The sequence below is a fragment of the Streptomyces sp. NPDC026246 genome (assembly GCF_055567995.1).
In genome coordinates, this window is the sequence record NZ_JBVHPJ010000001.1 from 683,793 (window position 1) to 709,516 (window position 25,724).

Here is a 25,724-nt window from a genome sequence, read left to right on the forward strand (position 1 = left end):
GGCTGTCTGTTTTGCCCTGTCGACACGTCCTGACGGTTTAGCTTAGGCTCACCTAAGTTTCATCGGGGGTGCCGTTCCACCGGCATGCCCGTCTCCCCGTTCCCTCCCCACCCGACACGCGGCCGCCCCGCACGATGGGAGTGACATGTCGCAGGTTCCTCCTGATGACGCACCACCGGTCCACGACCTCATCGGAATCGGCTTCGGGCCGTCCAACGTGGCCATGGCCATCGCGCTCCGCGAGCACAACGCACACGCCGGCGGGCAGGAGGCGGTCACCGCTCACTTCTTCGAGCAGCAACCCCGCTTCGGCTGGCACCGCGGCATGCTCATCGACGACGCCACCATGCAGGTCTCCTTCCTCAAGGACCTGGTGACGCTGCGCAACCCGGCCAGCGAGTACAGCTTCCTGTGCTACCTGCAGAGCCGGGGCCGGCTGATCGACTTCATCAACCACAAGAACCTGTTCCCGCTGCGCGTGGAGTTCCACGACTACTTCGAGTGGGCGGCGTCCCGGGTCGACGACATGGTCTCCTACGGCCACGAGGTCGTCGGGGTCGCGCCCGTCGGCCGTGACGGTGTCGTGGAGCACCTGGAGGTGACCGTCCGCTCCGGCGGCGGCCTGGAGATCCACCGGGCCCGCAATCTCGTCATCGGCACCGGGCTGCGCCCCCTGCTGCCGGACGGCGTCGAGCGCGGCGACCGCGTCTGGCACAACTCCGAACTGCTGGCCAAGGTCGACGGGCTGGAGGGCACCTCGCCCGCACGCTTCGTCGTCGTGGGCGCCGGGCAGAGCGCCGCCGAGAACGTCGCCTACCTGCACCGCCGCTTCCCCGGCGCCGAGGTCTGCGCGGTGTTCTCCCGCTACGGCTACAGCCCCGCCGACGACAGCGCCTTCGCCAACCGCATCTTCGACCCGCAGGCGGTCGACGCGTACTTCGCGGCCCCGGAGGACGTCAAACGCCGCCTGATGGACTACCACGGCAACACCAACTACTCCGTGGTGGACATCGACCTCATCGACGACCTCTACCGGCAGTCGTACCAGGAGAAGGTCCTCGGAGCCGAACGGCTGCGCTTCCTCAACGTCTCCCGGCTCACCGGCGTCAAGGAGTCGCCGTCCGGCGTCCGGTGCACGGTGCAGTCCCTGGTCACCGGAGAGGAGACCGACCTGGACGCGGACGTCGTGGTCCTGGCCACCGGCTACGCCCCGGCCGACCCCACCGGCCTCCTCGGCGAGGTCGCCGACCGCTGCCTGCGCGACGACGAGGGCCGGGTCCGCGTCGAGCGGGACTACCGCATCGCCACCGATCCCGCCCTGCGGTGCGGCATCTACCTGCAGGGCGGCACGGAGCACACGCACGGCATCACCTCCTCCCTGCTGTCCAACACGGCCGTCAGAGTGGGCGAGATCCTCGACTCCCTCCTGGGCCACGGACCCGGATCCGAAGCCGGCCGGAGGCGGACCCTCACCGACGGCACGGGCAGCACGACCCGCTGACGACAGGCGGGGACGCACCACCCCGCCCAAGCGACTAAGGCTTGCCTCACTTCCGCACGCTATGGTTCTGCCTGCCCTTGAGCCGAGGGTGCGGCGTACCGGCACGAGAGCAAAGGGACGTTGATGCTCCTGCACCGAACGAAGGCCGGGAGGCGCCGGCGAGGGCCGTCGCCGCTGCCGTACGCGGTCGCCGGACCCGCCGACCCGGTCGGGCAGGAGTGAGCGCCACCGCCACGCGCGTCGCCCCGGCGGCGCTGCGCACGACGACCGGCCGGGAAGCCGGCCGCTGGGTCGCCGCACACTGCCGCGAGACGCCCTGGCTGACCGCCGCGACCGTGCTCACCACCGTCACGGGTGCGGCGCTGCAGATCCTGCCGGTGCTCCTGCTCGGACGCGTGGTCGACGGGGTCGTCGCCGGCGAGGACCGGTCCGTCCTCATCACCGTGGGGCTCCTGATCGGCGCCGCCGCACTGCTCGGCGCGGTGGTCACCGCCGTGTCGACCTACCTCATCGGCCGGCTGGGCGCCGACCTGCTCGCGCGCCTGCGCGAGGGCGCCGTCCGCGCCGTCCTCGGCATGCCCAGCGCACGCGTCGAGCAGGTCGGCCGGGGCGATGTGCTCTCCCGCGTCGGTGACGACGTGGCCGTCATCTCCAGGGGGATCCGCACCGCCGTCCCCACGGTGTTCTCGGCGGGTGTGCTGGTGGTCATCGCCACCCTCGGCATGTTCGGGCTGGACTGGCGCCTCGGCCTGGCCGGCGCGGGCGCCCTTCCCGCCTACGCGCTCGCCCTGCGCTGGTACCTGCCCCGGTCCGCGCCCCTGTACCGGCGGCAGAGGACGGCCCAGGCCGACCGCGCCCAGGCGTTCATCAGCGGCCTGAACGGCATCGACACCGTCCGGGCGTACCGCCTGGAAGGGGCCTTCCGGCAGAAGGTCACCGACGAGTCGTGGCGGGTGCGCGACCTCGGCGTCGAGGTCTTCCGGTTCTTCGGCCGGTTCGTCGGCCGCGAGAACCGCGCCGAGTTCATCGGGCTGGTCCTGATCCTCCTGGTCGGGTACGCCCTGCTGGAGGCGGGCGCCGCCTCCCTGGGCGAGGTGGCGGCGGCTCCTCTGCTGTTCCACCGGCTGTTCACGCCGCTCGGCGCCATCATGTTCACCTTCGACGAGGCGCAGAAGTCGGGCGCCAGTCTGACCCGCCTGGTCGGGGTGCTCGGGGAGTCGTCCGGGGAGCGGCTGGTCGGCGACGCGTCCGTCCCCGTCGCGGAGGCCGGGGCGTACGCGGTGACGGTGCGGGGGCTGACGTTCCGCTACCCGGGCTCCGCCGAACCGGTGCTGCGGGACGTGGACCTGTCCATTCCCGCCGGGACGTCGCTCGCGCTGGTGGGCGCGACCGGTGCCGGCAAGACGACCCTGGCCGCGCTGATCGCCGGCATCGGCACCCCGCAGGCCGGCACGGTCCGCATCGGCACCACGGACCTCGCCGACCTGGACGAGGCCGGGGCGCGGGCCCTGGTGAGCATCCTCACCCAGGAGACCCACGTCTTCTCCGGCCCGCTCGCCGACGACCTGCGCCTGTCCGCGCCCGGCGCCGGCGACGATGAACTGCGCGACGCCCTGCGCACCGTGGGGGCCGGCGAGTGGGCCGACGCCCTGCCCGAGGGGCTGTACACGCCGGTCGGCGAGGGCGGTGAGCGGCTGGACGGCACGAAGGTCGCCCAGATCGCCCTGGCCCGGCTGGTGCTGGGCCGGGCCCCGGTGGTGGTGCTCGACGAGTCGACCGCGGAGGCCGGCAGCGAGGGCGCCGCCGAGCTGGAACGGGCCGTGCGGGCCGCGTGCCAGGGCCGGACCACGCTGTTCGTGGCGCACCGGCTCTCCCAGGCCATGGCCGCCGGCCGGATCGCCGTGCTGGACGCGGGACGGGTCGTGGAGCAGGGCACGCACGAGGAACTGGTGGCTCGGGGCGGCCGGTACGCACGGCTGTGGCGGGCCTGGAGAGAGGGTAGTCACGCATGATGCAATCGGGCGCTCGCCTCGTACGTCTTTCCTCCCCGCACCTGGCCGGCGTCCGCCGCCGGATCGGCCACTACCCGGACCGGACCATCGCCGAGGCCTGCGCGATCTCCCTGGCCTACTGGGCGACCGGCCGCAGTCCGCAGGGCCTCGACCTCACGCCCGGCACCCTCTTCGCCGACGTCCTCGGCTGGGCCGACAACGGCGGCGCCGGGCCCGCGGATTGGGACGTCACCGCCGACGGCCTCGGCATCACCCTTCCCGACGGCGTCGACCCCGCCGACGCCCAGCTCGCCCTGGACGACCTGGCCGACTTCCCCGACCGTCCCCTGGGATCCGTCGGCCCGTCCAGCGTGGCCGCCCGGCTCGCCACCCTGGCCGAGTGGAACGACAACCGGGCCGACCGGGACCGCCCCGGCGTCGTCGAGATGTTCCGGGCCCAGGCGCTGGCCCGGCCGGACGCGGTCGCCGTCGTCGACGAACACCGCTCACTGACGTACCGTCAGCTGGCGGCCACATCGGCCCAGTTGGCCCACCATCTGCTGGAGCGCGGGCTGCGGCCCGAACAGGTCGTCGGGATCTCCCTGGACCGCTCCGCCGACATGGTGATCGGTCTGCTCGCCGTCCTCCAGGCCGGGTGCGCCTTCGTCCCGCTCGATCCGCAGTGGCCCGCGGCGCGCCGGGCCGTCGTCGTCGAGGACGCCCGGGTCGCCCTGCAGCTCAACGCCACCGGCGAGCACGACCCGGCCGAACCGGACGCCGTCGCCGTCGACCTCGGCGACTGGCGGTACGACGCGTACCCCGTGGACGGCACCGGCGTCATGGTCCCCGGCGACGCCCTGGCCTACGTGATCTTCACGTCCGGCTCCACCGGGCGCCCCAAGGGCGCGATGATCCGGCACGAGGCCATCAGCGAGCGCCTGCTGTGGCAGGTGAACGAGATCCTGGGCTTCGGCCACGACGACGCCTCCCTGTTCAAGGCGCCGCTGTCGTTCGACATCTCCGTCAACGAGATCTTCCTGCCCCTGGTCTCGGGCGGCCGGCTCGTCGTCCTGCGGCCCGGCGGCGAACGCGACCCGCAGCATCTGCTGGGCGTCATCGCCGCACAGCGCGTCACCTTTACGTACCTGGTGTCGTCCATGCTGGACGTGCTGCTGGAGATGGCCGGCGACTCCGGGAGCCTGGACAGCCTGCGGCACGTGTGGTGCGGCGGCGAGGTCCTCACCCCCGAGCTGTACGAGCGGTTCCGCACCAAGCTCGACATCCCCCTGTACCACGGATACGGCCCGGCGGAGACGACCATCGGCGTCTCCCACGTCGTCTACCGCGGCGCCGCCGAACGCCTGTCGACCTCCATCGGCAAGGCCAACCCCAACACCCAGCTGTACGTCCTGGACGAGGAACTGCGCCCCGTCCCGGTCGGCGTCGGCGGCGAACTGTACGTCGGCGGGTTCCTCCTCGGCCGCGGCTACGTGGGCGCCCCCGGCCTGACGGCCTCCCGGTTCGTCGCCAACCCCTTCGCGGCCGACGGCTCCCGCCTCTACCGCACCGGCGACCTCGCCCGCTACGCCCCGGACGGCTCCCTGGACTTCCTCGGCCGCGCCGACAACCAGATCAAGATCCGTGGCATGCGGCTGGAGATCGAGGACGTCGAGATCGGCCTCGCGGAACACCCCGCCGTCCGGCACACCTGCGTCGTCGCGAAGAAGAACGCCGCGGGCGGCACGTACCTCGTCGGCTACGTCATCCCGGCCGCGGGGAGCGGGGACCTGCGGGCGGAGGACGTCAAGGCCTGGGCCGCCGCGCACATGGTCGAGTACATGGTGCCCGCCCACGTCGTCGTCCTGGAGGAGTTCCCGCTCACCGCCAACGGCAAGCTCGACCGCAACGCCCTGCCCGAGCCCGCCGTCGGCGCGGGCTCTTTCGTGCGGCCCGTCACCGACGACGAACGCGCCGTGTGCGCCGCCGTCGCGGAGGTGCTGCGGCTCGACGAGGCCGGCGTCGACCAGGACTTCTTCCAGCTCGGCGGCGACAGCATCCTCGCCATCTCCCTGCTGAGCGCGTTGCGCGAGCGGGGGCTGCACGTCACGGCACGGCAGATCTTCGCGCACCCCACGGCGGGCGCGCTCGCGGCGGTCGCGAGCCGGGAGGCCGTCCGGACCGTGGACCACGCCGACGTCGCCACGGGCACCGTCGTGGGCTCGCCCATCGTGCGGTGGCTCGGCGAGACCACCGGCGCCGTCGACGGATTCGTCCAGTCGGTCGTGCTGAACGCCCCCGCCGAGCTCACCGCGGACGCCCTCGGCACGCTGCTCACCGCCCTCCTCGACACGCACCCCATGCTGCGCGCCCGCCTGGTGCGCGGCGAGCGCTGGGGCTTCGACATCCCCGACGCCGGCCGGGGCACGGCCCGGTGGCGCGAGAGCGACCTGCCGCTCGACGCCTGCGTCGCCCTCGCCACCGAGGAACTGGACCCCACGGGCGGTGTCATGCTGAGCGCCGTCCTGCGCCGCGCGGCACGCCAACTCGTGCTCGTCGCCCACCACGTGGTGATCGACGGCGTGTCCTGGCGCGTGCTGATGGAGGACCTGGCCACCGCGTGGCACCGGTACGGCTCGAAAGCCCCCGTCGAACTGCCGCCGGAGGGCACCTCGTTCCGGCGCTGGACCCAGCTGCTGGAACGCGCCGCGTTCGACGCCGACAGCTCCTACTACCGCCGTCCCCTGCCGGGGGAGGACCTGCCGCTGGGCCGGCGCCCCCTGGCCGCGACGGACACCGTCGCACGCGAACGCCTGCGCACCGTCTCGGTCGGCCCCGAGGTCACCGCCGCACTGCTGGGCGAGATCCCCGCGAAGTTCCACGCCGGGGTCGACGACGTGCTGCTCACCGCCCTCGCCGTCGCCCTCGCCCGGTGGCGCCGCGACCTCGGCCAGGACCAGACGTTCGCGCACATCGAGCTCGAGGGCCACGGCCGCGAACCGCAGTGCGTCGCCGGCCCGGCCGGGTTCGAGCCGGACCTGTCGCGGACCGTCGGCTGGTTCACCACCCTCTTCCCGGTCACCGTCGATCCCGGCCCCGCGACCGACCTCACCGATCCCGCCTACCTGACCGCCGCGCTCAAGACGGTCAAGGAGGACCTCGCCCGGGTGCCCGACCACGGCGTCTCCTACGGCGCCCTGCGCTACCTCGCCGACGTGGAGTTCGACGTACCCGCGCCGCAGGTCCTGTTCAACTACCTCGGCCGTTTCGCCGCCGGCGCCCCCGGTGACTGGCAACTCGCGGGCGCCACCGGGCACCTGGGCGAGAGGCGCGACCCGGCCATGCGCCTGCCGCGCGCCCTGGAGTTCAACGCGATCGCCGAACCCGCCGCCTCCGGCGCGTACGAACTGGTCACGACCGTCTCCTGGCCCGACGGCATGTTCACCGACGCGGACATCACCGCCCTCGCCGGCCACTTCGCCGCGGCACTGAACGGACTGGCCGCGCTCGAACGGGGCGGGCACACCCCCGGCGACTTCCCCCTGGTGCCGCTCACCCAGGCCGACGTGGACGCCCTGGACGGGCCGGCCCTGCGGGACGTCCTGCCGCTCACCCCGCTCCAGGAGGGCCTGTACTTCCACTCCGTCTTCGACGACGACTCCGCCGGGGCCTACGTGGAGCAGCAACTGCTCACCCTGGACGGCGAGGTGGACGCCGATCGGCTCGCCGCCGCGGCGACCCGGCTGCTCACGCTCTTCCCCAACCTGGCGGCCCGGTTCACGTCCCTGGCCGACGGCCGGGTGGTGTCGGTGCTGGAGGACGGCGTGCCGGCACCCTTCACCACGCTCGACCGCCCCGGCATCACCGACGAGGACATACGCGACCTCGCCGAGCGCGACCGACGGACCGGCTTCGACCTCGCGACCGGCCCGTTGATGCGCTACACCCTGATCCGGGGCGGAGCGGGCCGCACCGTCCTGGTGCAGACCGTCCACCACGTCATCGCCGACGGCTGGTCCGTCCCGCCGATGCTCCGCGCGCTGCTGGCCGAGTACCACGCACCGGGGACGGTGTACCCGGCCGGCGGCTTCACCGACTACCTGCACTGGCTCGCCCGCCGTGACGCCGAGGAGAGCGACCGGGTCTGGCGCGGGGAACTGGCCGGGCTGCCCGGCCCCTCCCTGGTCGCCGAGGGCCACACGCCGTCCGACCGGTTCGCCGACTGCGTGGTGTACCCGCAGGACGACCTCGACGCCGCCGCGCGCGAGGCCGGTGTCCCGCTGAGCGCGGCCGTGCACAGCGCCTGGGCCCTCACCCTGGGCACCGTCCTGCACCGCGACGACGTGGTGTTCGGCTCCACGGTCTCCGGCCGCGACGCCGACGTGCCCGGCATCCAGGACATGGTGGGCCTGTTCATCAACACCGTTCCCGTGCGGGTGAGCTGGACGGCGGGCACCACGGCGGCCGAGCTGCTCGCCGCCGTCCGCGACCACCAGGCCCGCGTCCGGCCGCACCAGCACGTCTCCCTGGCCAGGATCGGCCGCCAGGCCGGCACCGGGCCCCTCTTCGACACCCTGGTGGTGTTCGACGTCGCCACCGACGTCACCGCCCTGGGACGCCCCGGCGACACCGTGAAGGTCACCGGCATCGTCAACGAGGGCGCCCCGCACTACCCGTTGACCCTCGTGGCCGAACGCGACCCCGACGGCCGCCCCCGCTTCAACCTGGTCCACGACGGCGCGTTCCTGCACCGGGCCACGGCCCGGACCCTGCTGCACACCTTCACCCGGATCCTGACCGGCCTGCTCACCCGCCCCGCCACCCCGGCCGCCGACCTGACCCGGGACGGCGACCCACGGCCCGCCCCGGTCGTCCCGGCCACCCTGGACGCCCTCTTCGACGCGGCCGCCCGCCGCGACCCGGCCGCGACCGCCGTCACCCAGTGCGGCCTCGACGGCACCACGCGATCCGTCACCTACGGCGAACTCGCCCGCCTCAAGGACGCGTTGGCGTCCACCCTGCGCGCCGCCGGGGTGGGACCGGGCAAACGGGTGGCCGTCGCCGTCCCGCGTTCGGTCGAGCAGGTCGTCGCCCTGGTCGCGGTCGTCGGCGCCGGCGGGGCCTACGTACCGCTGGACGTGGCCTACCCGGACGAGCGGCTGGAGTACATCCTCGCCGACGCGGCCCCCCAGGTCGTCCTCGTCGACCGCGAGCACCTGGACCGTCTCACGGCCCTGACGCGCCGGGCCGACGTGCCGGCACGCGTCCTCGTGCAGGGCGAGACGCCCCCGGCCGCCCCCTCCGGGCCGGGACCCGCGCCGGACTGGCGCGACCCGGCGTACGTGATCTACACGTCCGGGTCGACCGGCCGGCCCAAGGGCGTCGTCGTCCCGCACTCCAGCGTGGTGACGCTGCTGACCCGCACCCGGCCGGACATGGGCTTCGGCCCGGACGACGTCTGGGTCCAGTTCCACTCCTTCTCCTTCGACTTCGCCGTCTGGGAGCTGTGGGGCGCACTGGCCCACGGCGGTGAACTGCTGGTCCCCGACTACGCGCTGACCCGCTCACCGGTCGACTTCCACCGGCTGGTGCTCGAACGAGGCGTCACCGTGCTGAACCAGACGCCGTCCGCCTTCCACCGGTTCGTCGAGGCCGACCGGGCCGCCGGCGAACCGCTGCCCGCGCTGCGCAGAGTGATCTTCGGCGGGGAGGCCCTGGACCCGGACCGGCTGCGCGGCTGGGTCGAACGGCACGGCACGGCCGCGCCGGAGCTGGTCAACATGTACGGCATCACCGAGACCACCGTCCACGTCACCCGACGGGTGCTGCGCGAGGAGGACTTCGCCCGCGAGGGGGACTTCGCCGGCGAGGGGGGTGTGAGCCCGATCGGCGGCCCGATCCCCGGCCTGGTCACCCGTCTCCTCGACGAGCGGCTCCGGCCCGTCCCGCCCGGCCGGGTGGGCGCGATCTACGTCGCCGGCGACCAGCTGTCCCTCGGCTACCTGGGCAGGCCCGGGCTCACCGCCGGACGGTTCGTCGCCGACCCGTTCGCGGGCGACGGCTCGCGCATGTACCACACGGGCGACCTCGCCGTGCGCACCCTCGACGGCGAACTGCGGTTCATCGGCCGCGCCGACGACCAAGTGCAACTGAACGGCTTCCGGATCGAGCCGGGCGAGGTCGAGGCCGCGATCAGGGACCTGGACGGCGTGCGGGACGCGGCCGTGACGGTGTCGGAGGACGGTGACCACCTGGTCGCGCACGTGGTGGGCGACGTACCCGGCGACCTTCAGGACCGGCTGGCGGAGAAGCTGCCCGTCCACATGGTCCCGCGCCGGGTGCTCCCGATCGACACCCTGCCGCTGACGGTCAACGGCAAGCTCGACCGGCGCGCCCTGGCCGAACGCCCCCTCACGGGCCCCGGGACCCAGGCGGCGGACCACGGAACGGCCGCGGACGAACACGCGGCCGTCACCGCGCTGGTGGACGTCTTCGCCGGGGCACTGCCCGGTGCGGACGTGACCGCGGACACCGACTTCTTCCGCGCCGGAGGCGACAGCATCGTCGCCATCACGGTCGTGAACCGGGCCCGGGCGCAGGGCCTGCCCCTCACCCCGCGGGACGTCTTCCTGCTCAAGACGCCCCGCGCCCTGGCCGGACACCTGCGCAGCGGCACGGCCGCCGCCCCCGCACCCGAGACGGCCCCCCGCGAGGACGGACCGCTGCCCCCCACCCCGATCATCCTCCGCCGGCGCGAACTCGGCGGCTCCCTGGCCCGCTTCGCCCAGGCCCGCGCCCTCCGGGCGCCCGACGGCACCGCACACGGCGACGCCGTACGGGCCGCACGGGCCGTCGTCGCCGCACACCCGGCCCTCCGGCTGCGCCTCGGCACCGCACACGGCGTGTGGACCCTGCGCACCGAGCCCGCGCGCGAGATCACCGTCGCCCGCCCGGACACCACCGACGCGACGGCCGTCGCCGACGAGGCGGCCGGACGGCTCGACCCCACGACCGGCGACCTGATCGCCTTCGCCTGGCTGGAGGCGAGCGGGACCCTGGTCGTGACCGTGCACCACCTCGCCGTCGACGCGGTCTCCTGGCTGATCCTGCTCGACGACCTCACCGCGGCCCTGCGCGGCGAGCCCCTCGCCCCGCCGACCACCTCCTACGCCGAGTACGCCGAGGCCCTCGCCCTCCGGTCGGCCACCGACGCCGACAGCCTGGACCACTGGGTGAGCACCCTGCGGGCCCCCCAACCGCTGCCCTGCGGCGGGCCGTTGCGCGAGACGACCGTCGTCGTCGCCCCCGACGTGAGCGACCGCCTCACCCGGACCGCCCCCGCCGCGCTCGGCGTCGGCCTCACCGAGCTGCTCTGCGGCGCCCTGCGCACCGCCCTGACCCGTGTCCAGCCCGAGCCCACCGACCTCGCCGTCGACCTGGAGCGGCACGGCCGGATCCCGGCACTCCCGCAGCACGACTACTCCCGCACCGTCGGCTGGTTCACCGCCATCGCGCCGGTACGGCTCACCCCGCACACCGACCCCGTCGCCGCCGCCCGCGAACTCGCCACACGCCAGCCCGACGAGTCCGGGCACCTCGCCTACGGCCGGCTCAGGTACCTCAACCCGCAGACCGCGCCCCTGCTCACCGGCCGCCCGCAGGTCCTGTTCAACTACCTCGGCAGAGGCGGCGAGTCCCGCGCCCTGCACCTGACCGCGGGGGAGCAGCCCAGCCCGTACGCCGTCGAGGTGAACGCCTGGACCGACGACGCCACCGGCAGCCTGCTGGCCGAGTTCGTCCTGGCCGACGGAGTGCCGGACGAGATCACCGAACACTGGCGCGACGCCCTGCACCGCGTCACGGAAGCGGCCGTGACCGCCGAGCGCACGGCGCCGGTCACCCCGCTCCAGCGCGGCCTGTACTTCCAGGCCCAGCTGGCCGGTCCGGCCGGCCACTACGTCGCACAGAACTGGTTCACCTTCGACCGGCGCCTGGACGCCGACGCGCTGGCCGAGGCGATGGCGCACGTGATGGCACGGCACCCGGTGGTGGGCGCCGGGTTCACCACCGACGACGACGGCAACCCGGTCCAGGTCCTCAGGGCCGGCCGCCGGGTCGGCGTCCGCACGGTCGAGCTCGCCACGGAGGCGGAGGCCGACGAGCTGCGCGCCCGGGACCGCGCCAACGGGTTCGACCCGGGCGAGCCGCCGCTGATCCGCATGACCGTGGTGCGCCTGCCCGGCGACCGCGACGGACTGCTCCTGAGCTACCACCTGATCCTGTGGGACGGCTGGTCCCGCGAGATCGTCCTGCGGGACCTGTTCGACGCCTACCGTGCCGTCCTCGCGGGCGAGCCCCTCGACCCGGCCCCGGCCGTGCCGGGCTTCGAGGAGCACGCCCGGGCCCTCGCCGCCTGCGACCCCGGCCCGGCCGAGCGCTTCTGGGCGGACCACCTCGCCGGTCTGCCCGGCCCGACCCTGCTGGCCGGACCCGCGCCCTCCTTCCCGGACGACCTGCCGAAGGCCCTCGTGCACACGCTGTCCGCCGAGGGGTCCGCCCTCGTCCGGGAGGCGGCCAGGGCCCACGGCGTCACCCTCAACTCGGTGCTGACCGGCGCGTTCGGCCTGCTGCTCGGGGCCCGTACCGGCCGCGGCGACGCCGTGTTCGGCGTCACGGTCTCCGGTCGCGAGGGCGAGGGACTGTCCGGCGTCGTCGGGGTGCTGCTCAACACCGTGCCGATGTGGACCCGGGCCCGCCCGGACGACTCGGTCCGCGCCTACCTGACGGCCGTGCAGGCGGCCCGCGTCGATGCGATGGAGCACGAGCACCTGGGGCTCGGCGAGATCCAGCGGGCCAGTGGGCACGACACCCTGTTCGACAACCTGTTCGTGCTGCAGAACTTCCTGGACATGGACGCGTTCGCCCGGATGAACGCCCGGCACGGCATCACCTCGGTGCGGGCCGACGACTCCACCCACTATCCGTTCACCTGGGTGGTCACTCCCGGCGACCGGCTCACCGTCAAGCTGGAGTACCGCGACGGCGACACGGCCGGTGCCCGCCGCCTCCTCGACGACTACCTGGGCGTCCTGGAGCACCTGTCCCGCGCGACCGGCCCGGTCGGCGCCCTGCCGGGCCTGGCACCGGTACCGGGAGCGGGGGAGCGGACCGCCCTCGGCACCGACACCGTCGTCGACCGGTTCGACCGGGCCGCCGACCGGACCCCCGCACGGGTGGCCCTCGTCGCCCACGGTGCGACGCTGACCTTCGCCGAACTCCGGGACCGCAGCCGCGAGGTCGCCGGAGTGCTCGTGGCGCGCGGCATCGGCCCCGAGACCACCGTCGGGCTCGCGCTCCCGCGCTCCCTCGACTCCATCGTGGCGCTGTTCGCCGTCCTGCGCACCGGCGCCGCCTACGTCCCGCTGGAACTGGACCACCCGGACGAGCGGATCGCCGCCGTCATGGGCGACGCCCGGCCCGAGGTGACCCTCACCGTCAGCGCGGTCGCGCACCGGCTGACCGGCGACCTGATCGAACTGGACCGGCCGCTTCCCGAGGCCGAGCCGTACACGACGTTCGCCCCGGACGACCCCGGCCGGCTGCGGCACCCCGCCTACACCATCTACACCTCCGGCTCGACCGGGAGACCCAAGGGCGTCGTGACCGAGTACGCCGGCCTGACCAACATGCTGATCAACCATCAGCGCCGCATCTTCGAGCCGGTGCTGGCCCGGCACGGACACCGGGTCTTCCGCATCGCGCACACCGTGTCGTTCGCGTTCGACATGTCCTGGGAAGAGCTGCTGTGGCTCGCCGACGGACACGAAGTGCACATCTGCGACGAGGAGTTGCGGCGCGACGCCCCGCGGCTGGTCGCCTACTGCCTGGAGCACGGCATCGACGTCGTCAACGTGACCCCGACCTACGCGCAGCAACTCCTCGCCGAGGGACTGCTCGACGACCCCGCGAGGCGGCCGGCGCTGGTGCTGCTCGGCGGTGAGGCCGTCACCCCGGCGCTGTGGCAGCGCCTGGCACGCACCGAGGGCACGGTCGGCTACAACCTGTACGGGCCCACCGAATACACCATCAACACCCTCGGCGTCGGCACCTTCGAATGCGCCGACCCCGTGGTGGGCGTGCCCATCGACAACACCGACGTGTACGTCCTCGACCCGTGGCTGCGGCCCCTGCCCGACGGGGTGCCCGGCGAGTTGTACGTAGCGGGCGTCGGCATCGCACGCGGTTACCTCGGGCAGCCCGGCCAGACCGCGCACCGGTTCGTCGCCTGCCCCTTCGCGGCACCCGGGGAGCGCATGTACCGCACCGGCGACCTGGTCGTGCGCCGGCCCGACGGCAACCTGGCCTACCTCGGCCGCACCGACCAGCAGGTCAAGATCCGCGGCCACCGGGTCGAACCCGGGGAGGTCGAGGCCGCGTTCGCGGCGCACCCGGCGGTGCGGTTCGTGGCGGCCGTCGCCCAGCCCGACCCCCAGGTCGACGGCGCCCACCGGCTGGCCGCCTACCTGGTGCTGGACGGGGCGGAGCTGGCGGACGTCGCCACCGAGGTCGGCGCCGCCCTGCCGGACTTCCTGCGCCCCACCCACTACGCGCGGGTCGACGCCCTCCCGCTGACGGTGAACGGGAAGGCCGACACCAAGGCCCTCCCGGAGGCCAAGCCGCTGGGCGCCCTGACCACGGCGGGGGAGCGGGGCCCGCGGACGGAGACCGAGACCACGGTGTGCGAGATGTTCGCCGAGGCACTGGACCTGGACGACGACGAGGTGAGCGCGGTGAGCGACTTCGTGTCCCTGGGCGGACACTCCATGCTGGCGGTGCGGCTGGCCGGGCTGCTCCGCCGCGAGTACGGTCCCGTGATCACCATCCGTGATCTGTTCACCCTGCGCACCCCGGAAGCGATTGCCCGCCACCTCGATGACCACTGACGCGCAGCGGCCCCGCCGAGGGGCCGCCATCCTCCGCACCGCCCTGCGCCGCAACCTCGGCGCGATGGCCTGGGGCACCCTTCTCATGGGCCTGTACCAGGCCGGTGAGACCGCCTTCCCCATCGCGCTCGGCCTGATCGTCGAGCACGCGCTGCGCGGCGAGCGCGGCCTCGGCGCGCTCGCCCTGTCGATCGGCGCCCTGGCCGTGATCATCACGACGGTGTCGCTGTCGTGGCGGTTCGGTATGCGGATCCTGCAGAAGGCCAACACCACCGAGGCGCACCGCTGGCGGGTGCAGGTCGCCGGCTGCGGACTGCAACCGGTGGCACGGGACGTCGACCTCAAGTCGGGCGAGGTGCTGACCATCGCCACCGAGGACGCCGACCAGACCGCCGACATCATCGAGGTGGTGCCGCTGCTGGTCAGCTCGCTCGTCGCGGTGCTCGTCGCCGCGGTCGCGCTGGGGCTGGCCGACCTGCGGCTCGGGCTGCTGGTGATCGTCGGCACCGTGGCGATCCTGTCGGTGCTCAGCGTGATGTCCCGGCGCATCGGTTCCAGCACCCAGGAGCAGCAGGCACGCGTGGCCCGGGCGGGGGCCAAGGTCGCCGACCTGATCACGGGCCTGCGCCCGCTGCACGGCTTCGGCGGCAACCACGCCGCGTTCCGGTCCTACCGCGAGATCAGCACCGAGGCGCGCCGGCAGTCGATCACCGTCGCCAGGGTGAACGGCGTCTACGCGGGCACCGCGCTCGCCCTGAACGCGGTCCTCGCCGGAGCCGTCACCCTGCTGGCGGGCCTGCTGGCCTTCGAGGGACGCATCACCATCGGGGAACTCGTCATGGCCGTCGGCCTCGCGCAGTTCATCATGGAGCCGCTGAAGCTGTTCTCGGAGATGCCCAAGTACGTGATGATCGCCCGGGCGTCGGCGGAGCGCATGGCACTGGTTCTGGCGGCGCCGCCGGTCATGACCCCCGGCACCGGCCGCCCCGCTCCGGGCGGTGGCCTGGAGATCGACGGCGTCCGCCACGGCACGCTCGACGGCCTCACCTTCAAGGTGAAGGCGGGCGAGTTCGTGGCCGTCGCCCCCTACCAGCCGCGCGCCGCGGCCGATCTCGCGGCCGTACTGGCGGTCGGCGTCGCGCCCGCCGCCTACGCGGGGACGGTCCGCATCGGCGGCCAGGACCTGGCGGAGCTGTCCGTCGAGGCGGTCCGCGCACACCTGCTGGTGAACCCGTACGACGGCGAGATCTTCGCCGGCACCCTGCGCACCAACATCGACCCCTCGGGGACGAGCGGCACGGTCGCCGACGCCGTCGAGGCCTCGCTGCTCACCGACGTCGTCGCCCTGCACCCGGAGGGCCTCGACCACCCCGTCCGCGACCGGGGCGCCAATCTCTCCGGCGGCCAGCGCCAACGGCTGTCCCTGGCCCGCGCGCTGGCCGCCGACACGGAGATCCTGGTGCTGCACGACCCGACGACGGCGGTGGACGCGGTCACGGAGCAGCTCATCGCCCGCAACGTGTCCGAGCTGCGCAGGGGCCGCACGACGATCGTCGTCACCAGCAGCCCGGCGTTCCTCGACGCGGCGGACCGGGTGCTGGTCCTGGACGGCGGGGTCGTCACGGCGGAGGACACCCACCGCAACCTGCTGGCGAACGACCGGAGTTACCGCATGGCGGTGGCACGCTGAGGCGGTGCGTGGCGGACGGGTGGTCGTCGCGTTGGGTGCGACGGGGGTTTCGGCGGCTGGGCGGTGGCAGGCCGGCCCCGGCGCGTGACGGACGGCCTACGGTGTCTTCGCCTTGGGCGCGACCGGGGTTGTGGCGGCCCGGCGGTGGCACGCTGACCCGGCGCGTGGGGGACCGCTCTGTGCGTTCGCGCCTTGGGCGCGACGGGGGCGTCCCGCCGCCGCACGTCGGCATGGACGGCGCGGGTGCCGGGTGCCGGGTGCCGGGTGCCGGGTGCCGGGTGCCGGGTGCGGGGCCGCGGCGTCGGCCGCCTCCGCGACGCCGTCCCCTGCGGCGGCCTGCCGCCGGGCGCCCGCCCGCTCACCGCCGCACTGCGTGACGCCGACGCCCCGCACGACCCGCGGCGCGGTGGCCGGGTGCCCGGCGCAGCGGTCCGGGCGCGGGCGCTCCGGACTCGCGTCCTGGCCGGACTCGCGTCCTGGCCGGACGGGGGATGACACGGCAGCCCGCGTCCCCTACGTACCGAGGGCCCAGCCGACGTCCCGGAGCAGTGCGTGGCGCCACCCGGCCCGGTCGTGGCCCGACGGAGACCGGGACACCCGCACGGTCGCCCCCGCCCGTTCGGCGAGTTCCTCCACCACCGCGCAGTGGGGCAGCATCCGCGTCTCGTGCTCCCCGACGTCGAACGCCACCCGCAGCCCCGACAGGTCGGCACCCCGCCGCAGTCGTTCGGCGACCGCACCGCCGTCCGGGCCGGCCAGCGGATCGGCCCGCCGCGACGCGTCGGCCGTCCACCAGAACGACCCGGACTGACACGCGACCCGCGACACCAACTCGGGGAACTCCATGGCCGCGTACAGCGCGCACAGCCCGCCGAGGCTCTGCCCGGCGACCACCAGACGCTCCGCCTCGGCGGGCACACCCGACTCGGCGACAAGCGGCAGCAGTTCGTCGCGCACCGCCTCCCACAGCTCGGGTCGGCAGCCGAACTCGGCCACCCTGTCCTTGGCCGGCAGGAACCCCAGGGTGACCGGCGGCAGTTCACCCGCTGCCACGGCCGAATCGAACGCGGTCACGGCCGGATGCAGATACAGCCAGTCGTCCCCGTCGAGCAGCAGCACCAACGGCCCGCCCCCGCCCGCCGGATGGACCCGGACGGTCCGCCGCCCCCCGAGCCGTTCGCTCGCCCAGCGGATCCGCGTGCGCGGCACGGGCAGCACCGCGTCGGCCGCGACGACGGGCCAGTGCGGCTGTTCCGGAGTGTCGGGCGTCGCCGTGACGGACCGTTCACCGCCCGCACCGGCCGGGTTGAGGGGGTCGGCGTACGGCGCGTCCGGCGTCACGAACCGGTAGGTCACCCGCAGGCGCGCCGGCATCCGCACCTCGGCGTACCAGCAGTCCGAGTCCTCCCACCGCTGCAGCGGGACGGGATCCGACCAGCTCTCGAACTCCACCGTCACCGGACCGGAGCCGCGCCACAGGAACAGGGTCACCCAGCCGCCGGACCCGTCCGGCACCGCCGCGGGCGCGCCCGCCGCCGCCCAGAAGGCCGCACTGCCGGGTGTGCCCGGCAACCCGAACGCGGCAAAGGCGTCCTTCCCGTCGATCGCGGCCACGCGCATGGAACGTCTCCTTGTGAGCGGGAGGGGCACAGGCTAGGCTCCGTCAATTAGGCGAGCCTAACCTAACGTTGGCCTTTCGAGGAGGCACCCGCGATGAGCACCAACCCCTTCGACGACACCGAAGGCCGGTTCCTGGTCCTGGTGAACGACGAGGGTCAGCACTCCCTCTGGCCGGCCTTCGCCGAGGTACCCGGCGGCTGGACGGTCGCCTTCGCCGAGAACACCCGCGACGCGTGTCTCGCCTACGTCCAGACGCACTGGACGGATCTGCGCCCCCGTTCCCTCGCCGCGTCGCAGGACGCCTGACCCCGCCCGTGCTCTGCACGCGGCTGACCAACGCCTGTTTCCTCATCATGGACGCCGGTCCCCCTCGCCTCCGGGCCGAGCATGTCGTTCGAAAAGAACTCGAACCCCGCCGTTCTCCCTGACTACGGTGCCGCCATGGGCCACGCGAAGACCTCCTACGTCTGCCTCCCCTGCCGGGCGTCGTACAAGCAGCCGTACGACCCGGACAGGGCACGGGTGTGCCCGCGCTGCGCGCGGCTCCTGGTCCACGTGGGCTCGGCCTTCGCCGCACCCCGCCGCCGGGACACCGCGGCCTGGCGCACGCTCTCCGTGCTGCTGCACGCAGGCGTCCGCTTCCACAAGAGCTGCTGCGGAGGGCCCGGCTACCGGCCCCGCACGCCGAGGGAGGTGCGGGAGCGGATGACCCACGCCGCGCGCACGGGGGAGCCCTTCGCGAGGGCTCTCATCCGGCTCCTCTGAACGAGGAGGTCCACTCAGGACGGGCAGTCACCCCGGGTGGTGGCCGTGCCCCAGCGGACCATCAGGTACCCGGACCCGCCGATCTCGGCGACGGCGTAACGGGAGTACGGCCAGGCGGCCCCCGCCCTCTCCCGTTCGCCCACCAGGGCCCGGCACGCCTCTCCGGCGGCCAGTGCCGCCCAGGACTCGACCTGACCCTGGTTCCACTGCAGGTACTCGGACCAGACGTACATCGCCGAGTTCCCGGGATCGAAGCCCACCTTGATGTGGTCGTGGCCCAGCACCCGGTCCGTGCCCAGCGTCCCGCGCCTCCTGTTGGTCCCCGCGATGATCGCCTTGGCGGTGGCGTCCGCGACCCGGATCTCCGCGCTGTCGCTGCTGGGGATCATCGCCTGCCCGAGCCCTTCCTCGCCGGGCTGCCAGTCCTGCGCACCGTCACCGTCACCGCCCCCGCCCGCCCCGTCGCCGTCGGCCGAGGGACACTCCGTGCCGGTGCCGAAGCCGTCCTGCCAGGTCACCCGCGGCTCACGGCCCTGCTCCTCCTCGACCATGACGTACGTGCGGTACGAAAGGTCCGGGTGCTGCCGCAGGACGACGTCCCGCAGGGTCAGGCAGAGCGATCCGGCGATCTCCGTCTCCGCGTGCAGCGTCCCCTGCTCGTCGGAGGAGAGCCGGTAGGAGAGATAGACCTCACGGCGCGACGCGTGGAAGCGCACGGCCCCGGGAGCGAAGTCGACGCCTTCACCGAGTCGTTCCGCCTCGACCTCTTGGTCGTGCAGCACCGCGCGGGCCACGTCGTGTTCCGCCGCGCCCTGGGCCGCCCGCGCCCGGTCCCAGCTCGCCGCACTCGCCGAACCGGTGCCCTCGTCCTGCCGTTCCGCCTTGCCGTTCCCCTGCGCGGTGTTCGCCGTGGCCTGCCCGGCCCCGGCCGTCGTCAGCGGTGAGGCCGACGCCGCGGACGCCCGACGGTCGCCGCTGCTGTCGCCGGGCAGCAGCGCCGCCACTCCGCCGGCCAGGCCGCCGACGACACCCGCCGCGAGGGCGACGGTGGCCAGCATCCGCTTCCGTGACCGGCGCGGGTCCGACGGAACCTGCCAGGTGGGGTCGTCGGCGGCGGGTATCTCCCACGCGGCCGTGATCATGTCCCCGGTCGCCGGGGCTGCACCCGTGCCCGCCGCCTGGGTGACCTGGGAGGCCAGCAACGCCGCACACTCCTCGGCGGCCTCGACCGCGGAGGGACGGTCACCGGGCTCCTGGATCAGCGCCTTCTCCACGACCCGGCGCAGCAGCACGGGGACACCGTCGAGGTCGGCCTCGCCGGACATCACCCGGAAGGCGACCACATCGGGCGCACCGGCCCCGAACGGCAGCCGCCCGGTGGCCGCATAGGCCACCAGCGCCCCCCACGCGAACACGTCACCCGCCGGACCCGCGGTGCCCTGGCGGTACTGCTCGGGGCTGATCCAGCCGGGGGTGCCGGTCATCACCCCCGTCCGGGTGAGACTGGTCCCGTCCGCGGCGTGCGCGATACCGAAGTCCAGCAGCCGGGGCCCGGCGGGTGTGAGCAGGACGTTCTGCGGTTTCACGTCGCGGTGCACCACCCCTGCGGCGTGAATGGCGGCGAGCGCCTGCGCGGTGGCCGCCGCGAAGGCGTACGGGCCTCCGTCCGTCAGCGGCCCGTGCGCGTGCACGTACTCGGTCAGGGTCGGCCCCGGGACGTAGGCGGTCGCGAGCCACGGCGTCGGCGCGTCCGGATCGGCGGCGAGCAGGGGGACCACGTGCGGTCCGGTGACACGGGAGGACAGCTCGACCTCGCGCCGGAACCGGGCCCGGAACTCCGGATCCTGCGCCTGCTCCGGGTGGATCACCTTGACCGCGACGCGCAACCCGTCCGGGGCGACGCCGGCGTGGACGGTACCCATACCGCCCGCGCCGAGACGGCCGACGATGCGATAGGGGCCGATACGGACCGGATCACCCGGACGAGCCGGCTGAACCCTTCCACCGGAGCCGATTGCGCTCACGAACACTTCCTTGCGACGAAGAGACGATCCGGGCCGGCCCGGAAGCCGACGACGTGGGGCGCGGACCGGGCAAACGGTCTGTGCTGCACGGCCCTTGACGCCGGCACGACCCCCGTCCCGCCGCACAGCGGTCCCTCCCCGCCCCCACGACCTGTGCGACGCGAGCCTATGCGGCTTTCCGCCCGGAGGCGGCCGGAATTGCCCGTTCGCGTGACCGGTACTCCCGGCTTCGCGTGACCGGTACTCCCGGCTTCGCGTGACCGGTACTCCCGGCTTCGCGTGACCGGTACTCCCGGCACGGTCGGCCGCGAGAGCTGCGCCGGAAGGTGGCGGACTGGATCGAGTGACCTCCGGGTGTGGTGATGCGGTTGTACCGTTCTGCTGGGATGGCAGTCATGGGCTGACATGGGGATGGCCAGGGGGGACGATGATCGACTATCGCAAGGCGACCGTTCCGGTGTGGACGCTGGCGACCGGTGACACCCGAGTGCCGCCGGTGATCGGGGACGGGCCGATGACGACCGAGCGCCTGGCCGAACTGCGCGGTGTGCTGGCCGCGTTGGCTGATCAGCCGATCGCCACACTCGAGGCGCATCCGCTGCCCGACAGGCTGGACCGCAGCCAAGGCATCTCGCTCGGTGCCGCCAGTCCGCTGGCGCAGCACCTGTCGCAGCTCATCTCGCAGTCGGCGCGCGATTCCGCCACGGCGGCCAGGGCGACGGCCGCCGGAGAAACCCTGTACCGCATGGTGATTCCGGCGAAGGTCGCAGCCGAGTTCGGGCAGGGCCTCGTCCGCCCGATGGTGCCGAAGGCGGCGACCGGTGAGCTCTACGGCACCCTCGTGCGGTCGACGGGCCGGATCGCCGGCCAGGCGAAGTTCGTGCCGGTCGGGGGAGCGGCAGCGGCGGGCACGGCGGGTGGCGCCGGTGCGACCGCCGGCGCCGCGGCGGCCGGCGGCACGGTGCTCACCGTGGCCGCCCCGCTCGTGCTCATGGCGGTGGCCGTCGGAGTGAGCGCGCATGCCGACCGCGTGCGGCAGCAGGCCATCGCCCACATCACGGAGCTGCTGGAACAGCTGCAGCAGGACAAGCTCGACGACGAGCACAGCGCACTCGACGGCTGCCGCCCCGCCATCGACAAGGCCACGGCCATCCTGCTTGACCAGGGCAAGCTCGGTGTCTCGCTGGGACTCGACTCGGCGGTGCACACCATCGACACGGCACTGAGCAAGGCCGACATCCGCCTTGCCAGGTGGCGGAGCGCGCTGGACAGGCTTCCCGACGGCGAGCCCGTCGGAATCGGCACCTTGACCGAGTCGTTCCCCGGCGTGGACGACCACGGCGGTACCTTCCGCACCCACCTCGAACTGGCCTCCCTGGCGATCGCGTTGAAGCGGCGGGTCAACGTCCTCCAGGCGGTCGAGCGGGCCCAGAGCGAGCCGGACAACCTGTTCGGGAATTTCACCCGCGCGCTCAGGGACGACGAGCAGCGCCTCGACGAGCTGGAGTCGGGCGTCACCGGTGTCCTGGTGCGCCTGTCGGCGCTGGAGCTGGCCCGCCCGAACAGCAAGCGTCCCGTCTTCACGACAGGTGAGGTCGACCGGCTGATGCGTGCGGCGCACCAGATCCGTCGGCTGGGCGACGGCGCCACGCTCAACGGCCGCCCGACGGACGTGGCGATCGAGATCGCCCGCGACCGGGACGGCTCGGTGGTCGTCTTCCCGGCGCTGCCCGCCGAGGTGTAGGCCCGGGGAGAGGGAGCCCCTCCGGTGAGACCTCCGCCTACGGCTGGGAGAGCTGGTCGAACAAGCGAGTCGTGAGTACTGTTCGACGACCGCCCTTGACTTGCAGACAGCAAGCAGGGAGCAGACAACCCGGGAGTACCTCCATGCTGCGCACCATGTTCAAGTCCAAGATCCACCGCGCCACCGTCACCCAGGCCGACCTGCACTACGTCGGGTCCGTGACCATCGACGCCGATCTGCTCGACGCCGCCGACCTGCTGCCCGGCGAGCTCGTGCACATCGTCGACATCACCAACGGCGCCCGGCTGGAGACCTACGTCATCGAGGGCGAGCGCGGATCCGGGGTCATCGGGATCAACGGGGCCGCCGCCCACCTCGTGCACCCGGGCGATCTGGTCATCCTCATCAGCTACGCCCAGGTGACGGACGCCGAGGCGCGGGCACTCGTCCCCAAGGTCGTCCACGTGGACGACCGGAACCGGATCGTGGCCCTCGGGGCCGACCCCTCCGCGCCCGTGCCGGACTCGGACCAGCGGCGCAGCCCGCACGCGGTCGGCGCCTGAGCGGCACCCGAAGGAGAGGCGTGTCCATGAGCGAGCCGGAGATCCGCGACGACCGCCCGGCGGGCCGGCTGGAGGCCCTCGCCGACGGCGAAGTCGTGGGCCGCATCGAGTACTTCGAGCTGGACCGCCCCGAGCGCGCCCTCGTGCCCGTGCACACCGTCGTGGAGCCGGCGCACGAGGGCCAGGGCATCGCGGGCGCACTGGCCCGCGAGCTCTACGCCGTCGCCGGGCGGGAGCACCGCGCGGTCGCCCCGCTGTGCTCCTACGTCGTCAAGTGGGCCGAACGCCACCCCGACGAGGCCCCCGCCGCCGGCCCCGGCCTCCTCACCGCCGCGAAGGACTGGCTGCGCGCCCACCCGGACCGCTTCTGACGAGCACGGTGGCCGCCCCGCCGGTGTCCCGAGGAGTCCCGGCAGGGCCTCACCAGTCACCGGCCACCGGAGCGGTCGCCGGCTCGAGCACCCTCACCGGCCACCGGAGGCACTGCCGGGGGGGGGGGTGAGCACCCGGCGCCGCGGTCGTGTCCGGCGCCGCAGTCGTGCCCGTCGCCCCGGCCGCTCTCACCGGCCTGGTGCTCACGCCGCCTCCGGCGACCGCGCTCGCCCCCCGCCGCTACCCCACCTGGTCGCCTCCCCGTCGCGCGGGGGAGTGACTGCGCACAGCGGTGCCGGGTAGGCGGGGGAGTAGTCCAGAGCCGGAGTCGAGCCAGTGGCTGGAGGACCAGATGACGAACCCGTATCCCGATCCGGTGCCCCCCGCACCGACACCGGGCCCGGATCCGCAGCAACCGGACCCCCCGGGCCCCGACCCCGTTCCCAACCCGCAGCCGCCGCCCGGCCCCGAGCCGACGCCGCCCCCGCCGTCGCCCACCCCGCCACCGTCGCCCACCCCGCCACCGGGGCCGACACCGCCGGGCCCTCCGGGGCCCGACCCGGTGCCGGGGCCCGGCCCGTCCCCGATCCCCCCGGGACCGGAACCCGTACCGAGCCCCGAGCCCGGCCCGCCCCTGTCCTGAGGCACGGCACGCGGCACATCGGCACGTGACGCATCAGGGCACCGGCGAGGGGCCGGTGGACGCCCGTCGGCAGGGCGGTCCACCGGCCCCTCGCCGGTCCCGGTGCGGCGGCTCCGGCCGCTACGCCGTGACCTCCGACCGGTCCCCGCCCCACAGCGTGTGGAACGACCCGTCCCGGTCCACCCTGCGGTACGTGTGCGCGCCGAAGAAGTCCCGCTGGCCCTGCGTCAGCGCCGCCGGCAGCCGCTCCGCGCGCAGCGCGTCGTAGTAGGCGAGCGCCGCCGCGAAGCCGGGCGTGGGCACGCCCTGGCGGGTCGCGGCGACCAGCACCTCGCGCCAGTCGTCCTGGGCATCCGCGATCTCCCGGGCGAAGGTCTCGTCCGACAGCAGGCTCGGCAGGTCCGGCCGCGCGTCGTACGCCGCGCGGATCCGGTCCAGGAACGCCGCGCGGATGATGCAGCCGCCCCGCCACAGCGCGGACACCGCGCCGAGGTCGATGTCCCAGTCGTACTCATGGCTGCCGGCGGCGATCTCGTGGAAGCCCTGCGTGTACGAGACGATCTTCGAGGCGTACAGCGCCTGCTCGACCCGGTCCGCGAACGCCCGCGCCTCCGCCTCGGCCATCGGCTGCGCCTGCGGGCCGGCCAGTCCGCGCGAGGCCTCGCGCAGCGCCGCGTGGCCCGACAGCGACCGGGCGAACACCGCCTCGGCGATGCCCGACACCGGCACGCCCAGGTCCAGCGCGATCTGCACGGTCCAGCGGCCGGTGCCCTTCTGCTCGGCCTGGTCCACCACGACGTCCACGAACGGCTTGCCCGTCTCCGCGTCGACGTGCGACAGGACCTCGGCGGTGATCTCGATGAGGTAGGAGTCGAGGCGGCCGGTGTTCCAGGTGCGGAAGATGTCCGCGATCTCGGCGGGGGAGTATCCGGCGACGTCGCGCAGCAGCTGGTAGGCCTCGCCGATGAGCTGCATGTCCGCGTACTCGATGCCGTTGTGCACCATCTTCACGAAGTGCCCGGCACCGTCCGGGCCGACGTGGGAGACGCACGGCGTGCCGTCGGCCGCCTTGGCCGAGATCTTCTCCAGCATCGGCCCGAGCGAGTCGTAGGACTCCTTCGGGCCGCCCGGCATGATGCTCGGGCCGTTCAGCGCGCCCTCCTCGCCGCCGGAGACGCCCATGCCGACGAAGTGGATGCCCTGCTCGCGCAGGTCACGCTCACGGCGCCGGGTGTCCGCGAAGTGCGCGTTGCCCCCGTCGATGATCATGTCGCCGGGCTCCAGCAGTGGCGCGAACTCCTGGATCACCGCGTCCGTGGGGTCACCGGCCTTGACCATGACGACCAGCCGCCGGGGCCGCTCCAGCGCCGCCACGAAGTCCTTCGCGCTCTCGCACGCGACGAACTCGCCCTCACCGCCGAACTCCTCGACCAGGGCGTGGGTGCGCGAGGGCGTCCGGTTGTGCACCGCGACCGTGTAACCATTGCGGGCGAAGTTGCGGGCGAGGTTGCGGCCCATGACCGCGAGGCCCGTGACGCCGATCTGCGCTGTACTGCTCATTCGGTTCGCTCCTGAAGACCTAGGTGTCGGTGCCGCCGGTGGTGCCCGCGGCCTGGTCCGTCCGACCATCCTGACGCGCCGCTGTGCCGTCCGCACGCGCGGGTCGCACGACGCCGCGCAGGCTGATACGCACGAGGGGCCCCGCGGTACTCAGCGGTCGTACGCGCACCCGCGCGCGCCGCACCCGCGCACCGCGTGCCGCAGGGGGTGCACGGCCGGGGCGCGCGTCGCGCAACTGGGGCCTCATATCGGCCATTCGGGCCTCCGCGCGGCCGATTGGCGTCTTGTTCCGGCCGGTTCGCAGCGCTTAC

The 25,724-nt window shown here is 73.8% G+C and carries 12 protein-coding genes; 9 read left to right on the top strand and 3 right to left on the bottom strand.

Annotated elements, in window-relative coordinates; translation table 11 throughout:
* Positions 1–145: 145 nt before the first annotated feature.
* The 4 genes from ACZ4M5_RS02990 (at position 146) to ACZ4M5_RS03005 (ending at position 16,122) form a co-directional block, all read left to right on the top strand.
* On the top strand, positions 146–1,501 hold the full coding sequence (locus ACZ4M5_RS02990) for a lysine N(6)-hydroxylase/L-ornithine N(5)-oxygenase family protein (RefSeq protein ID WP_467732411.1): 1,356 nt from the start codon (positions 146–148) through the stop codon (positions 1,499–1,501).
* A gap of 218 nt (positions 1,502–1,719) precedes the next feature.
* Positions 1,720–3,513 carry an ABC transporter ATP-binding protein gene (locus ACZ4M5_RS02995; RefSeq protein ID WP_467732413.1) on the top strand — a complete coding sequence of 598 codons (1,794 nt, stop codon included), beginning with the start codon at positions 1,720–1,722 and terminating at the stop codon, positions 3,511–3,513.
* Positions 3,510–14,432, top strand: a complete 10,923-nt coding sequence (locus ACZ4M5_RS03000; protein WP_467732415.1) for an amino acid adenylation domain-containing protein — start codon at positions 3,510–3,512, stop codon at positions 14,430–14,432. The genes ACZ4M5_RS02995 and ACZ4M5_RS03000 overlap by 4 nt, the downstream gene beginning before the upstream one ends.
* The gene (locus ACZ4M5_RS03005) at positions 14,422–16,122 is read left to right on the top strand and encodes an ABC transporter ATP-binding protein (RefSeq protein WP_467732417.1); all 1,701 of its coding nucleotides are present in this window, start codon (positions 14,422–14,424) and stop codon (positions 16,120–16,122) included. Before ACZ4M5_RS03000 ends, ACZ4M5_RS03005 begins: the two co-directional genes overlap by 11 nt.
* A gap of 513 nt (positions 16,123–16,635) precedes the next feature.
* Here ACZ4M5_RS03005 and ACZ4M5_RS03010 read toward each other — a convergent pair.
* Entirely contained in the window at positions 16,636–17,742 is a 1,107-nt protein-coding gene (locus ACZ4M5_RS03010) for an alpha/beta hydrolase-fold protein (protein WP_467732419.1), read from the bottom strand.
* Between the two features lie 93 nt (positions 17,743–17,835).
* Between ACZ4M5_RS03010 and ACZ4M5_RS03015 the strand changes: the two genes are divergently transcribed.
* Together ACZ4M5_RS03015 and ACZ4M5_RS03020 are read left to right on the top strand one after the other, a co-directional pair.
* Positions 17,836–18,048, top strand: a complete 213-nt coding sequence (locus tag ACZ4M5_RS03015; RefSeq protein WP_467732421.1) for an MbtH family protein — start codon at positions 17,836–17,838, stop codon at positions 18,046–18,048.
* A gap of 135 nt (positions 18,049–18,183) precedes the next feature.
* Positions 18,184–18,507 (top strand): deoxyxylulose-5-phosphate synthase, encoded by a 324-nt coding sequence (locus tag ACZ4M5_RS03020; protein ID WP_467732423.1) that lies wholly within the window; start codon positions 18,184–18,186, stop codon positions 18,505–18,507.
* Between the two features lie 14 nt (positions 18,508–18,521).
* Here ACZ4M5_RS03020 and ACZ4M5_RS03025 read toward each other — a convergent pair whose 3' ends face one another.
* On the bottom strand, positions 18,522–20,531 hold the full coding sequence (locus ACZ4M5_RS03025) for a serine/threonine-protein kinase (protein ID WP_467732425.1): 2,010 nt from the start codon (positions 20,529–20,531) through the stop codon (positions 18,522–18,524).
* Positions 20,532–20,958: 427 nt separating this feature from the next.
* Here ACZ4M5_RS03025 and ACZ4M5_RS03030 point away from each other — a divergent pair, with 427 nt between their 5' ends.
* From ACZ4M5_RS03030 to ACZ4M5_RS03040, 3 genes are all read left to right on the top strand, one after another.
* Entirely contained in the window at positions 20,959–22,275 is a 1,317-nt protein-coding gene (locus tag ACZ4M5_RS03030; protein WP_467732427.1) for a hypothetical protein, read from the top strand.
* A 143-nt stretch (positions 22,276–22,418) separates the two neighbouring features.
* Complete coding sequence (panD, locus tag ACZ4M5_RS03035) at positions 22,419–22,838, top strand: aspartate 1-decarboxylase (protein WP_467732429.1); 420 nt, start codon at positions 22,419–22,421, stop codon at positions 22,836–22,838.
* A 26-nt stretch (positions 22,839–22,864) separates the two neighbouring features.
* Positions 22,865–23,209 carry a GNAT family N-acetyltransferase gene (locus ACZ4M5_RS03040; RefSeq protein ID WP_467732431.1) on the top strand — a complete coding sequence of 115 codons (345 nt, stop codon included), beginning with the start codon at positions 22,865–22,867 and terminating at the stop codon, positions 23,207–23,209.
* A gap of 764 nt (positions 23,210–23,973) precedes the next feature.
* On the opposite strand, the gene gndA is transcribed toward ACZ4M5_RS03040, so the two are convergent.
* A complete protein-coding gene (gndA, locus tag ACZ4M5_RS03045) occupies positions 23,974–25,413 on the bottom strand; it encodes an NADP-dependent phosphogluconate dehydrogenase (RefSeq protein WP_467732433.1) in 1,440 nt (479 codons plus the stop codon).
* Positions 25,414–25,724: the final 311 nt, after the last annotated feature.

Coding starts and splice junctions, on each gene's coding strand:
- ACZ4M5_RS02990 (WP_467732411.1), top strand. CDS start 146: ATGTCGCAGGTTCCTCCTGATGACGCACCACCGGTCCACGACCTCATC.
- ACZ4M5_RS03040 (WP_467732431.1), top strand. CDS start 22,865: ATGAGCGAGCCGGAGATCCGCGACGACCGCCCGGCGGGCCGGCTGGAG.
- panD (WP_467732429.1), top strand. CDS start 22,419: ATGCTGCGCACCATGTTCAAGTCCAAGATCCACCGCGCCACCGTCACC.
- ACZ4M5_RS03020 (WP_467732423.1), top strand. CDS start 18,184: ATGGGCCACGCGAAGACCTCCTACGTCTGCCTCCCCTGCCGGGCGTCG.
- ACZ4M5_RS03000 (WP_467732415.1), top strand. CDS start 3,510: ATGATGCAATCGGGCGCTCGCCTCGTACGTCTTTCCTCCCCGCACCTG.
- ACZ4M5_RS03005 (WP_467732417.1), top strand. CDS start 14,422: ATGACCACTGACGCGCAGCGGCCCCGCCGAGGGGCCGCCATCCTCCGC.
- ACZ4M5_RS03015 (WP_467732421.1), top strand. CDS start 17,836: ATGAGCACCAACCCCTTCGACGACACCGAAGGCCGGTTCCTGGTCCTG.
- gndA (WP_467732433.1), bottom strand. CDS start 25,413: ATGAGCAGTACAGCGCAGATCGGCGTCACGGGCCTCGCGGTCATGGGC.
- ACZ4M5_RS03010 (WP_467732419.1), bottom strand. CDS start 17,742: ATGCGCGTGGCCGCGATCGACGGGAAGGACGCCTTTGCCGCGTTCGGG.
- ACZ4M5_RS03030 (WP_467732427.1), top strand. CDS start 20,959: ATGATCGACTATCGCAAGGCGACCGTTCCGGTGTGGACGCTGGCGACC.